At 67.2% G+C, this 12,930-nt stretch carries 12 protein-coding genes; all 12 read right to left on the reverse strand.

The window, feature by feature from the left end; translation table 11 throughout:
* Positions 1-353: 353 nt before the first annotated feature.
* Positions 354-542 carry a hypothetical protein gene (locus IF11_RS41080; protein WP_030354766.1) on the reverse strand — a complete coding sequence of 63 codons (189 nt, stop codon included), beginning with the start codon at positions 540-542 and terminating at the stop codon, positions 354-356.
* A 22-nt stretch (positions 543-564) separates the two neighbouring features.
* Positions 565-1,716: a galactonate dehydratase gene (gene dgoD / locus IF11_RS0129245; protein ID WP_030354767.1), complete on the reverse strand. Its 1,152-nt coding sequence runs from the start codon at positions 1,714-1,716 to the stop codon at positions 565-567.
* Positions 1,713-2,345, reverse strand: coding sequence for a bifunctional 4-hydroxy-2-oxoglutarate aldolase/2-dehydro-3-deoxy-phosphogluconate aldolase (locus tag IF11_RS0129250; protein WP_051746340.1), 633 nt, complete (start codon positions 2,343-2,345; stop codon positions 1,713-1,715). Before IF11_RS0129250 ends, dgoD begins: the two co-directional genes overlap by 4 nt.
* Positions 2,342-3,085, reverse strand: a complete 744-nt coding sequence (locus tag IF11_RS0129255) for an IclR family transcriptional regulator (protein ID WP_030354769.1) — start codon at positions 3,083-3,085, stop codon at positions 2,342-2,344. Before IF11_RS0129255 ends, IF11_RS0129250 begins: the two co-directional genes overlap by 4 nt.
* Complete coding sequence (locus tag IF11_RS0129260; protein WP_030354770.1) at positions 3,082-4,026, reverse strand: sugar kinase; 945 nt, start codon at positions 4,024-4,026, stop codon at positions 3,082-3,084. Before IF11_RS0129260 ends, IF11_RS0129255 begins: the two co-directional genes overlap by 4 nt.
* 5 nt (positions 4,027-4,031) lie before the next feature.
* Positions 4,032-5,414: an MFS transporter gene (locus IF11_RS0129265; protein WP_063759258.1), complete on the reverse strand. Its 1,383-nt coding sequence runs from the start codon at positions 5,412-5,414 to the stop codon at positions 4,032-4,034.
* 80 nt (positions 5,415-5,494) lie between these two features.
* Positions 5,495-5,752 (reverse strand): hypothetical protein, encoded by a 258-nt coding sequence (locus IF11_RS0129270; RefSeq protein ID WP_030354772.1) that lies wholly within the window; start codon positions 5,750-5,752, stop codon positions 5,495-5,497.
* Positions 5,753-6,662: 910 nt separating this feature from the next.
* The gene (locus IF11_RS0129275; protein WP_030354773.1) at positions 6,663-7,901 is read right to left on the reverse strand and encodes an alginate lyase family protein; all 1,239 of its coding nucleotides are present in this window, start codon (positions 7,899-7,901) and stop codon (positions 6,663-6,665) included.
* A 103-nt stretch (positions 7,902-8,004) separates the two neighbouring features.
* Positions 8,005-9,513: a glycosyl hydrolase family 28 protein gene (locus tag IF11_RS0129280; protein ID WP_030354774.1), complete on the reverse strand. Its 1,509-nt coding sequence runs from the start codon at positions 9,511-9,513 to the stop codon at positions 8,005-8,007.
* A 200-nt stretch (positions 9,514-9,713) separates the two neighbouring features.
* Positions 9,714-10,655, reverse strand: a complete 942-nt coding sequence (locus IF11_RS0129290) for a carbohydrate ABC transporter permease (protein ID WP_030354776.1) — start codon at positions 10,653-10,655, stop codon at positions 9,714-9,716.
* Positions 10,652-11,584 (reverse strand): carbohydrate ABC transporter permease, encoded by a 933-nt coding sequence (locus tag IF11_RS0129295; protein ID WP_244888261.1) that lies wholly within the window; start codon positions 11,582-11,584, stop codon positions 10,652-10,654. The genes IF11_RS0129290 and IF11_RS0129295 overlap by 4 nt, the downstream gene beginning before the upstream one ends.
* A gap of 4 nt (positions 11,585-11,588) precedes the next feature.
* The gene (locus IF11_RS0129300) at positions 11,589-12,920 is read right to left on the reverse strand and encodes an ABC transporter substrate-binding protein (RefSeq protein ID WP_030354778.1); all 1,332 of its coding nucleotides are present in this window, start codon (positions 12,918-12,920) and stop codon (positions 11,589-11,591) included.
* Positions 12,921-12,930: the final 10 nt, after the last annotated feature.

Consider the following 12,930-nt stretch of genomic DNA (forward strand, 5'->3'; position numbering starts at 1 on the left):
TGACCGCCGCCGTCACGATCACGGCTGCCACACTCACCATGTTCACCGGCCTGTGGTTCATCCTCCCGAGGGCACTACGCCGCCCAAACCCATGACCCGTGAAGGGCGTCCACCGTGCCCACCGAACCGCCACCCGCACGGACAGTCCTCCTCGCGCGGGCTGCTGCCGCATCACGGTGAGGGAGCTCTCCCGCACCTTCCTCTATGACAACCCCGAGGCCAGAGCCGCCGTCGCTATCGCAATGGCCGAGACCGGAGACCACCGGTCCCAGATGCTCGCCGATCAGGGCGACGAGCGCGATTGCGACCTGGCGCGAACGTGCGCTGAACGCCGAGGAAGCGCTCAAGGCCGCTCACGCCCAGATCCTCACCCAGCGGACCCGCATCGGTGAACTCCTCGGCCAGATTCGCCACATGCAGGCCGAATGGACCGAAGAGGCCATCCAGACGACACGGACGGCGATCTCGTTCTCGGTGATGTGCGGGGCGGGCAGGTCATCGACCCTCAGATCGCCTGCCCCGTAGGCGATACACGCTTTCATGTCTCTTTCCCTGCTGCCCGGTCTACCACTCGGTCAGAGATCCATCGGTGTTGCGCCACACGGGATTGCGCCAACGCTGCCCCACCTCGGCGGCCTTGCGTACGGCGGTCTCGTCGATCTCGATGCCGAGCCCCGGCGCGGTCGGCCGGCTGATGTGGCTGTCGGCGAAGTCGAAGACGCTCTTGTCGACCAGGTAATCGAGGAGATCGGAGCCGCCTCCGGTGTTGTAGTGGATGCCCAGGCTGGTTTCCTGGATCAGCGCGTTGGGGCTGGCGAAATCGATCTGGAGGCTGGCGGCGAACGCGATCGGGCCGAGTGGGCAGTGCGGGGCGAGCGCCACACCGTACGCTTCCGCCATCGCGGCGATCCGGCGTACCTCGGAGATGCCGCCGGCGTGGGACAGGTCCGGCTGCGCGACCGCGATCCCCGAACCGAGCAGATCGCGGAAGTCCCAGCGCGAGTAAAGCCGCTCCCCGGTGGCGATCGGCACCGTCGTGGATGAGCAGATCCGCCCGAAGTCCGCGGTCAGTTCGGGCACGATCGGCTCTTCGACGAACAGCGGGTGCAGTGGCTCCAGCAGGCGCAACGCCTCGCGGGCGACTGCGGGTGAGACGCGCCCGTGGAAGTCGATGGCGATGTCGGCCGCGTCGCCGATCGCCTCGCGTACGGCGGCGACGCGCCCTACCAGCAGGTCGAGTTCGGCCTTGGACTCCAGGGCGCGGGCCTTCCCGGTGCCGTTCATCTTGACCGCGTCGAAGCCCTGTTGCATGCGTTCCAGCGCGTGCTCGGCGACCCGGTCCGGTTCGTCACCGGCGATCCACGAGTAGGTGCGCACCCGGTCGCGTACCGCGCCGCCGAGCAGTTCGTACACGGGCACGCCGAGGGCCTTGCCCTTGATGTCCCACAGAGCCTGGTCGATGCCCGCCACCGCGCTGGAGAGGATGGGCCCGCCCCGGTAGAAGCCTCCCTTCGTCATCACCTGCCAGTGGTCCTCGATACGGAACGGGTCCTGGCCGATGAGGTAGTCCGAGAGTTCCTCGACGGCCGCGGCGACGGTCGCCGAACGGCCCTCGACGACCGGCTCGCCCCAGCCGGTGACGCCCTCGTCTGTGCGTACGGCAAGGAATAGCCAGCGGGGTACCACGGAGAAGGTCTCCAGTGCCACGATCTTCATTGATCCGCCTTTCCTGTGATCGCCTCGATGAGCTCGGGCAGCTGTGCGAACTGGTCAGGGTCGGCCAGTGCCGACCCGAGTGACACCGCGGCGGCGCCGGCGCCGAGGAATTCCATGGTGTTGGTGAGATTCATGCCGCCGGTCGCGACGAAGCGCGCCTGTGGGAACGGACCGTGCATCGAGGCGATCCAGCCCGGACCGAGGTCGGCCGCGGGGAACGCCTTGAGCCAGGTGAGCCCGAGGGACTCGGCTTGCTGGATCTCCGACGCGGTCGCGACGCCCGGCAGGTGCGGCAGGCCCGCCGCGAGTGACGCCTCGGCGACTTCGCGGGAGAATCCGGGAGCCACGGTGAAGCCCGCGCCCGCTTTCACCGCTTGCTCGACCCTCTCAACGGTGGTCACCGTGCCGGCGCCCACCACGGCTCCGCGCTCCTCGCCGGCCTCGACCGCGGCGCGCAGCGCGGCCACAGCGGTCTCGCTCTGTATGGGCACCTCGACGAGCCGGATGCCGGCGCCCCACGCCCGTCGGCTCACCTCCACCGTGCGTGCGACGTCGAAGCCGCGCAGGATGGCCATGAGCGGCAGCTCGTCGAACGCGCCCTGGAACAGCTGTCCGGATGCGGTGTTCATTGGGTCCACCCGAGTGTGCGAGAGATGGTTTGTGCGGTGTGCCTGATGGCCGGCAGATGCGTGTGCAGGACGGTGAGGTCGGTCTGTGCCTTCAGCGCCGTCACCGAGATGGCCGTGCGTACGGTTCCGGTGCCGTCCCGGACCGGGACGGCCACACAATTGACGAACGACTCGTACTCCCCGTCGTCCTCGGCCCAGCCCCGCGCCCTGACCTCGCGCAGCCGAGCGGCGAACGCGTCGGCCGTGGTCACCGTGGCGTCGGTGAAACGCTCGTAGACGTAACCGTCCAGCAGCTGATCGCGTTCGTGGTCGGGCATGAACGCCAGGATCGCCTTGCCGACACCGGAGCTGTGCAGCACGACCGGCTTTCCGATCTGCGAGTACAGCCGTACGGTGCCCTGCGGTTCAATCTTGTCGACATAGATCACGCGCCCGTCGTCGACGGTGGCGATGTGCACCGTGAGCCGGAGCTTGCGGCCGAGCTCGGCAAGGAACGGGTGCGCGCTCGCGCGCAGATCGAACTGTTCCAGGGCGGCTGCCGCCAGTCCGGCGAGGCGGTATCCGACGGCGAAGGTGCCGTCTTCTCGTTTACGGGCGAGTCCGCCCTGGCAGAGGTCCTGGAGCAGACGCAGTGCGGTGGTCCGGTGCACACCGAACCGTTCGGCGATCGCGGCCGGATGCTGCGGGCCCTGGCTGAGCATCTCCAGGATCTGGATGGCTCGCTCGACGGCCTGGCTCACCGACCCGCTCCGTCCTGGTCGAGTGCCGGGCGGCGCAGGGACGTGGCGTCAGCGTGGTCCTCGACCGAGCTGAGCGCGAACGCGGCGACGCGGTGCCCCAGACGCAGCCTGTCAGCCGGGATATCGTTCCGCAGCCAGGCCGACAGGTAGCCCGCCGCGAACGCGTCTCCCGCTCCGACCGGCTCGACCACCTCGACCGGCTCGGCGGGGACGAACGTGCCCGTGTCCGCGCCCGGTTCGAACAACACCGCGCCGACCTCCGCGTTCTTCACTACTACGCTCACCGACGGTCCGATCAGGTCGCGTACCTCCTCGGCGGTAGTGGTGCCCCAGACATGTGCCGCCTCATCGAGCCCGACGAACACGACGTCGGCCTGCCGGGCCAGGGTGAGCAGCGGCGCAGAAGCGTCTTCGGTACTCCAGAGCGCCGGACGGTAGTTGACATCGAACGAGCGGAGTACCCCGGCCTCACGTGCACGATCGAACAGGGCCGTAGCGGTCTCCGCGCAGCTGGCAGACAGCGCGGCGGTGATTCCCGAAAGGTGCACCAGACGTGACGGGGCAATCGGGACCGTGTCCAGGTACGCGGGTGTGAGCCGGGACGCCGCGGACCCGGTCCGGTAGTAGTGGACCCGGGTGCCGTCTTCGCAGGAAGGGTCTTTGAAATAGACGGCCGTCGGGGCGGACGGATCCCTCTCGACATAGCGCACGTCGACCCCGGGCCGGGCGACTGCGGTAAGCACTCTGTCGCCGAGCGGGTCGCCGCCAACCCGGCTCGCCCATGCCACCCGGTGGCCCAGATCGGCGAGATACTGTGCCACGTTCGACTCGGCACCCGCGACTCCGATGGCCGCCTCGCGGGCCGTGGCGAGCCGCTGACCGTGGCGGGGCGTCACCAGGACCATGGCCTCCCCGAGGCAAAGGACTTCGTGGTCTGACACTTCTTCTACACCTCTGCGTATTCGACGTCGATCGGAGTGCTGCCGTCACTGGCCCCGGACTTGATCGCCTTGCGGCGCAGCGCGCGGGGCGCGGTCTCCGGTAGCAGCAGCACCGAAATGGCGGTGATAACTCCCGAGAGTGCCATGTAGCCGGCGAGCAGCCATGGGCTACCCCCTCCGGCATGGACCAGGAGGGTGGCGATGAACGGCGCGGTGCCGGAGAACAGCACGGCCGTGCTCTCGCGGGCGAGCACCAGGCCGGTGAACCTCACCTCGGTCGGCAGCAGTTCGGAGTAGAAGGAGCCCGCGGGACCGAAAATCAGCGAATTGAGCATCACAGCGAACGCAAGGCTCACGGCAATGGAGATCACGGGCAGCGATTTCGTCCCGACGAGCAGCCAGAACGGCGCCGCGAACAGCGCTATCGCGATCCCACCGCCCATCATCAGAGGCCGCCGCCCGACACGGTCGGAGAGCCAGCCGCAGAGCGGTACGCCGAAGACGGACACGGCCGCGGCGATGGTGATCGCGATGACCGCCACATTCGCCGGCATCCCCAACTGCTGGGTGGTGTACGCCGGCAGATAGCCCTGGATGGAGTACGACGCGACGGCAGTGGCACAGCCGGCGCCGATCATCAGCGCAATGGTCCTGCGATGACCGCGGACGGCTGCGGCCAGCGGCATCTTCTCCTTCTTGCCCTCCGCGACCGCCTCCTTGAACGTCTCACTCTCGTCGGCCATGTGCCGCAGGAGAAAACCGGCTATCACCACGACGACCGAGGCGAGGTAGGGAAGGCGCCAGCCCCAGCTCAGGAACTTCTCCTCGTCCATCGATGACACGATCGCCATCGCACCGGACGCGCACACCACTCCCAGGAACTCGCCGCCGCCGGGCAGGGCCGCGTAGAAACCGCGCTCGGTGGGCCTGGCGCTCTCGGTGGTCCACACGTAAGCGCCGCCGAGCTCCGCGCCGACGCCCAGCCCCTGGAGGATGCGGCAGAACACCAGCAGGATCGGTGCCCAGATGCCGATCTGCGCATACGTCGGCAGCAACCCGATGGCGAGTGTGCCCACCCCCATCAGCACCAGGGTGATCTGGAGGACCGGCTTACGGCCCCACCGGTCGCCCAGGTGGGCCAGGATGAGCCCGCCGACCGGGCGGGCCGCGAACCCCACCGCGAACGTGGCGAACGACGCCAGCGTCGCCACGAACTCCGACTCGCCGGAGAAGAAGATCTTGTTGAATACCAGCGCCGCGGATGTGCTGAAGAGGAAGAAGTCGTACCACTCCAGTACCGATCCCACCACCGCGGCCATGGCATTGCGTTTCCGGGAGTTCCGGTGGGGATCGAGGTCGGGCGCTGTGGTCGGTTGAGGGTCTGCCATGCGTGCTCCTTTGCACGGGGCGCATGCTGCCGCGTACGGCGATAGGACGCCGCAAGGCCTGTGCCGCCAAGGTGTTTCGCCTACGTTAACCTCACCTCAAGCGCCCTGCGCACACCCTGTGCATATAGCGCACAGCCCATTTCCTCGCACCTGAGGAACTCGACCTCGCGGATCTCTGTGCGCATCCCGGCGGGCCGCTGGGGCACACCATCGGACAGCGGTCCGCCCTCGCCGTCAATCGCCGTGCGGGCCCGGTCGGCGTCGACGACGGCCACCATCACCACGTCGCTCGCGCGTACGACGGCCGCGGGTGAGGCGACGGGATCCGGAACGCTCACCAGCGCGAGGGTGAGGCGCTACTACCTCCGCCCCGCGCTCGCTACGCGAGAGGGGAGGCTCAACTCCATCGAAGGGCCCGGCTCCGGGCGGTGGACGCCACGGGGACGGTAGCCCAGCCGGTCCGCCAGACCCACTATGCCGGCCGACAGCCAGATGATGGCGAGCCACATCTCGGGCCCCTGCAGACCGGGTTCGCGACCGGGACCTCCGCTCCCCTCGCCTGCCGGGCCGAAGTCGGCACCGTCCCGCCGGCGGTCCAGGCCCGTGTCAGCCGTTCCTCCGCCCAGGCGCGGGCATCGGCGGCACGGTGGCGGCTCTGTCGCCCCGCGAGCCACAACGGGTGAGCCACGTCGAGCACATCGCAAGCGTTCTCGCGCCCGGGGGCGAACCAGCGCGGATCCCGGCCGTGGGCCATCACGGTGTCCACCGTCTGCTCGGCGTACGGAGCTCGCACGTCGAACTGGGCGAAGGAGCCGCGAGTGAGGCGAAGCGCGCGCCGAGCAGATCCAGGGCACAGCCCACCGACAGCACGTGATACCCGGCGGCGCCGTCGTCGGCCCAACCGTCGGATGCCGGGGCGGGCGGTGTTCCAGGACCTCCGTCGGGGGCGTACTCGGGGACCAGTCCGGTGGTGGGATCCTGCAGGGCACACAGCCGCTCGGTGTGCTCGGCACCGGACAGTTGGGGCGGGGGCGAGCGGGAGAGAAGCCGTGGTTGAACCCGAGCAAAGAGCTGTGCGCACCGATGCGCACACCGTTGCCGAGAACGATCCGGCCTCGGACACGTAGCATCGCGGGCCGAGGTTTACCCCCTTGCCGGTCAGGCGCTACTGGCGCGCAGGCCGTGGATCTGCGGGAAGACCGGTCTCGGCCCACTCCAGGACTGACCGGTCGGTGGTCGGCGGAGCGGTTACCTGGCGTACATCAGGGTGCCGAAGCCGAGTTGGTCGAAGCCTCCGCTGGCGGAACCGTAGTCACCACCGCCGCCTTCGGGGCGGCCCTTCCCCGCCATCTGGGTGATGTACGGCACCGAGAGGCCGCGGCGGCCCGCGTAGTGATAGTGGAGCTGGTCCCATACCGGCCGGACCTGCCCGCGCGAATTGTCGGAGATCACGGTTTGCGACATCTGCGCGCAGTTCTGGCCCGTCCCCCAGGTGTACGTGGTGAACGGGACGGTGTTTCCGAGGTTGTACTTGGCGACGTACTCCGCCGCCTTCATGAAGCGGTTGTTGCCGTAGCCGTACAGGTCGTCGCCCTGGTTCCAGGCCATCTCGCAGAAGGCGCCCATCTGACCCATGCCCATCATGGTGTGGCCCTGGTCGCGCCCGGACTCCTGCCACTGGGCGAGCCCCTGGCTGTCATACAGGAACGGTACGGCGCGGTTGATGGAGCCGTTGCCGGCCCCGTTCTTGAAGTAGTTGACGGCCTGATCGTACTTGGCGCCGTCGTCGCACAGGATCGCGATGGCCAGGATCGAGTTCATGTTGCACAGATCCCAGTTGGCCCAGTAGTTGGTGATGCACGCGTCGTTGTGGCGGAGCAGGAAATCGTTGTTCATCGGGTAGAAGACGTTGAGCATCATCGTCTTGAACCGGTTGAGGTCGAAGCCGGAGTATCCGCGCATGAGCTCGGCCGCGTTGGCGAACTGGTAGCCGTAGATCCCGGCGGCGAGGAACCGATCGGCATTGCCGGCGAGGCTGGTGAGCTTGGCCGACCAGGCGTTGAGGATGTCCCGCGCGGTGTCGCCGTGGGCGGTGGTCCCCGCGATCTTCCAGCGGAGCGCGTTCTGGTAGGCGGCGTGGATGTCGTTGTAGAGGATGCCGTAGTTCTCGCCGGTACCGCCGCGGATGATGGTCGCCTGCGGGTTGGCCTTCCACGAGCTGGCGGAGTGCGAATTGGCGGTCAGCCGGTTCCAGCCGGACAGCCATGGGTCCTTGCCCGCGGCGACCTGCACCTTGGCCCGGTTCAGCTCTCCGTAGGCGTGGAGCATGCCGGGGTGGGTGAACGTCGCGGGCGCGGCGCCGGCGGTGTTTCCGTTGAGGGCTGCGGTGGCACCGCCGAGGGCGCCCGCGGCGGCCAGCCCGCCGGCGGTACGCAGGAGGCTGCGGCGGGACATGCGGTGTGTGGTGATGTCGGTGTCGCGGCTCATTTCTGTGCGTCTCCATTCTTCGGGTGATCGGTGGGGGATCTGTGGGGGCACGCGGTCGAAGCGCCTGGCGACGTGGGACGAACGAACCATGGACGGCCGACGGTCACGTGGCCGCCTCCGCGGAGGTGAGGAACGTCAGGTTCTTCACGTGCTCGTTGACGTGCATGGGCACGAAGTCCGAGGTCGGGTACCAGCCCGGCTTCTCCATCGAGTCGGCGATCACGACACCGTTGACGACGAGGTTCTCGAAGGTGACGTTCTGGATGAGGCGGTCCCCGTCATAGCCGGCCAGCAGCGAGGGGTTGGCGTGCGTGCCCGTGTAGGTGAGGTTCTTGACGTAGACGGTGTCGATGCCCCGGCCGGGCGACGAGTTGTACTTCCTGTTGAACATGACCCGCATGTTGATGAGTTGGCCCTGCCGGAAGTCCTCCACGCGGACGTCCTCGACGCGCACATCTCTGACGAGGTTGCTGTCCCCGGGGTTGAGGGCGATGCATCCTTGGTAGAGCGTCTGCGGTTCGCGGTGGTCGAGGATGTCGATGTTCCTGAAGGTCAGGTTCTCCAGTACCTCCGGGTCGGCTGTGTTGCCGTGGGTGCCGACGTTGACGGGGTGCGCGACGTCGGCCCACAGGGTGGAGTTCTGGACCGTGATGTTGCGGGTGTCGCCGTAGTAGTCCCAGCGGTGGGTATACAGAGCGATGCAGTCGTCGGCGTTGCGCAGGAAGACACCGTCGATGGTGACATCGCTGCTGGAGAACACGTCGATGCCGTCGCCCCAGACCTTCGAACTGAAGGCGGCCATACCGTTGAGGGTGATCTGCTGGGACTGGCCGATCGTGACGGCGTAGCCATCGGGGTTGAGCATGGTCACGCCGCTGATGGAGATGTCCGTCGACCTCTCGACGGTCGCGCCGCCGCCGGGTGCCGCCCAGATCACTCCGCGCCCCGCGAGCCTGGCGTTCCGTACGTCCTTGAAGACCACTCGCGAAGTAAGCACCGCGCCGCCGTCGAGATAGACGGTCTGGCCCGAGCCCACGGTCACGGTGCCGCTGTCAGTGGTGTGCACGCCGGGACCGAAGTAGAGGACGTCCGGGTCGTCCGCCGCGGGGCGATCCGTCTCCAGGGGACGGGCGAACAGGTGAAGGCAGTCGAAGACGTCCTCATTGACCTGGACGACGACATTGCGCGGCTCGTCGAGCGTGAAGGCGATGGTGCCGCTGCGGACGTCCGGGGTGATTTCGTACGAGTCAGGGCGTACGCGCGCTGTCCTGATGGCGGCCTTGGTGTAGGTGGCCAACACCTCGATGCTGCCGGAGAAGTCGACGAACGCCAGGGAGGAGTTCTGGAGCAGGCTGATGTCGGTGGTGGTGTCGACCATGCTCAGAGTGGCCAGGTAGACGCCCAGAGACCGCCAAGGGCGTCCCGGTGTACGGACCTTGACGGAGAAGCTGTCGTTGGTCGGCGCGCCCGCCGGGACGGCATAGGTGACCAGCGACGCGTCCGCCGTTCCGTCGGCCGCCCGGTCGGCGCCCGCGGAGCCGGTCGGCCCGGCACCGAGAGCGGAAGCCCCGGCCGCCTGGAGGGCCGAGCGACGGGACATGGACGTGGACATTCACAACTCCTCGGAGATGGTGCGTGCGAATCGGGTGCTACGGAGGTGACGTGAGGCCGGCAGCGGAGATACCGGAGCACGGCCGTACTCGCCGCGCTGCGCCCAGTGTTCGGCGAGAGCATCGGCCTGGACGAGATACTGGCTCGCACCATGGACGGGGACCGGGCCGGCGAAGGAGTGCTCGCCGACGTCGGCGCGGGTCACTTGAGGCTGCCGAGGGTGACACCCGAGCGCCAGTAGCGCTGCATCGAGACCAACAGGATCACCATCGGGATCAGCGAGATGATCGAACCGGCCACGACCATCCCGGTGAGGTCGACGGAGCTGTCCGTCTTGACCTTCAGCCAGGAGTACAGGCCGAGCATGACCGTCCACTTCTCGCTGCTGCGCAGGAACACCAGGGGGCCGAAGAACGAGTTCCACATGCCGACGAAGCCGAGCAGGAAGATCGTCGCCGCCCCGGTGGACATCAGCCGCGCGCCGATCCGGAAGAAGATGCGGTACTCGCCGGCGCCGTCGATGCGCGCCGCCTCCAGCAGTTCGGGCGGGACCGCACCCTCCGCGTACACCTTGGCGAGGTATACGGAGAATGCGTTGAAGAAGCTCGGGAGGATGATCGCCGACGGGGTGTCGACCATGTTCAGGTCGGTGTAGAGCAGGAACGAGGGAATGGTGAGGAGGGCGCCCGGCACGAGGAACGAGCCGATAATGCAGCCCATCAGGAAACCGCGTCCTCGGAACTCGTACATGGCCAGGGCGTAGCCGCAGGCCACACAGATGACGGTCATGCCCGCGGTGCCCACAAAGCCGTAAAACAGTGTGTTCCACATCCAGCGGAGGAAGATGCCGTCCTGGTAGGTGAAGAGCTGCTGGAGGTTCTCCTTGAGATGAATGGCCGTGAACCACAGGCCGTTGGTGGTGTAGAGGTCCCGCTGGCTCTTGGTGGCCGAGACGATCAGCCACCAGACGGGCGCCAGCGAGTAAAGGGTGAAGAGCGCCAGACCGGTGATGATCAAAGCCTTGGTGCGCCTGGTCTGCCGGACGTGGCCGGCCTCCGTGCGCCGGCGACGGGCAGGCGCCCGCTTTCCGGGCGAGTTCGTTGCGGCTGCTGGTCCGGTCGGCCGTTCCATGGTCGTGGTCATGAGGTGGGCGCCTTGTTCGTGAGCCGGTAGAAGAGGGCGGAAGCGGTGCCGACGACGAGCGCGAGGATGATCGACAGCGCGGCCGCGTAGTTGAACTCACCCTGGCTGAAAGCCCAGTCGTAGATCCCCATGATGGGGGTGAAGTCACGGGTGACGGTCTCCGGCGTCATCGACCGGAACAGCATCGGGTCGCTGAAGATCTGCAAGGTGCCGATGATGCTGAGGACGGTGGTGAGCACCAGGGACCGGCGCACCAGCGGGACTTTGATCGACCAGGCGATGCGCCACTCCGATGCGCCGTCGATCCGCGCGCTGTCGTAGATCTCGGGTGGCACCGCCCGTAGCGCGGAGTACACGATCAGCATGTTGAACCCGATGCTGCTCCACGCGATCAGATTGCCGATGGAGATCCAGATCATGGAGCCGCTGTAGAAATCCGCGTGCACCCCGATGAGGTCGAAGAACGGGGTCAGCGGTCCGACGGCCGGACTGTAGAGGTAGATCCAGATCAGCGTGGCGACGATGCCGGGGATCATGTACGGCACGAGGAGGGGCAGGCGGAACCTGTCGGCGAGGCGCTGGGAAGCGGCGTCCAGCAGCAGTGCCAGACCTACTCCGGCCAGCTGGATCAGCGGGATGCTGAGCGCCGCGAAGAGCGCGACCCGTCCCATGCCGGCCCAGAACTTCGCGTCCTCGAATCCCTGCACGAAGTTGTCGAGACCGACGAACTCGACAGTCTTGTCCCCGAAGCCGAGCCCGGAACTCTGTTTGCGGTAAAGGCTCTCCTTGAGCGCCATGACCATGGGCGTCACGGTGAAGAGCGCGAAACCGAGGAAGAAGGGCAACGTCAGGGAGGCGCCCTTGAGCGCCATGACCCTCTTCCAGCGCAGGTGCGGGGCGCGGGGCGCTCGCGGCTGAGCGGCGGTCATCGGATCAGCCTTCGACGTTGACGTGCTTCGACTTCAGGTCGGCGACGGTGAAGGTCTGCATGTGCTCCAGCGCCTGGCGGGCCGTGATCTCCTTGGTGACGATCTTCGCCCACTGGTCCTGGAGTTCGGCGAAGACGCCGGTGTAGTTCGGTCCGACCACCCAGGAGTCCTTGGCGCTCTCGACCGCCTTGAGGATCACGTCCCTCGCCTCAGGCTTGTACTCCCCGAAGAGCTTGTCCGGGACCGAGGAGTCCACCCACGGAGACGGGTCCGGGAGCGCGCCCGGCCACGTGTACTGCTTGGTGTCCTTCTGGTAGGAGGCGTCGATCGCGTCCTTGGACGTGTTCAGCCAGACGCCTGCCTCGGTCGCCTCCTTGAGATGGGCGCAGCCCTTGGGAACGAGCAGACCGCTGTTGGCGTTGTGCGCCTGGGTGACGAACGAGCTCGCGTCGGAGAACTGCGGGAGATCGATCGGCTCCCAGTCGCCCAGCGACTTCTTGTAGTTGAGCTCGTAGTTCGGCAACTGCCATGTCTGGGTGGTGAGGGAGACCATCTTGCCGGAGTCGAAGTAGTTGATCAGCGCCGGGCGGTCCGTGTAGGTCTGGTTGGCGACCACGTCGTTGTCAACGAGCTGCTGGACGATGTCCGCGGCCTTCAGGGACTCCGACGACAAGAAGGCAACTCTCCACTTGTCCCCGTCGAGCTTGTACCACGAGCCGCCGGCCTGCTGGACGAGGTTGACCAGCGTGGACGGGTCCTCGCCGGCCAGATTCATCACCTGGACCCCGTGCTTCTTCAGCTCCTTGCCCGCGGTGATGACGTCGTTCCAGGTTTTCGGGGGCTTGACCCCGTACGTGTCGTAGACCTTCCGGTTGATCATCATGAACGACGGCTGGAATCCGGTGGGTATGGCGTAGTACTTCCCTCCGGCCTCCACGGCGGGGACCGAGGACTCGATGAAGAGATCTTTCTTCTTGGCGTAGGGCTCCAGGTACTGGGTGATGTCGGCGAGCAGGCCCTCGCCGACCAGCCCCGGGACCTCCGAGAAGTTCTTCACCAGACAGGGGACGTCCTTCCCGGAGGCCACGGCATTGCGCAGGTTCGCCGCCGCTCCGGGATTGTCCGCCTGCTTGACAATCTTGATCTTGACGTCGGCGTGTGTCTCGTTGAATTTGGCGGCGACAGGCTCGGTGTATCTGGCCTCGTCCCAGGTCCACCACTGGAGGGTGACCGGCCCCTCGGCCTTGGCACCCGAGCCGCCGCCGCTACAGGCACCCAGGGCGACGGACAACACCATCGCGGTGGCGGAGGCCAGTGCGACCCGCTTGCGGTTCATGAAACCCCTC

The organism is Streptomyces scopuliridis RB72, from assembly GCF_000718095.1.
GTDB classification, from domain to species: Bacteria; Actinomycetota; Actinomycetes; order Streptomycetales; family Streptomycetaceae; genus Streptomyces; species Streptomyces scopuliridis.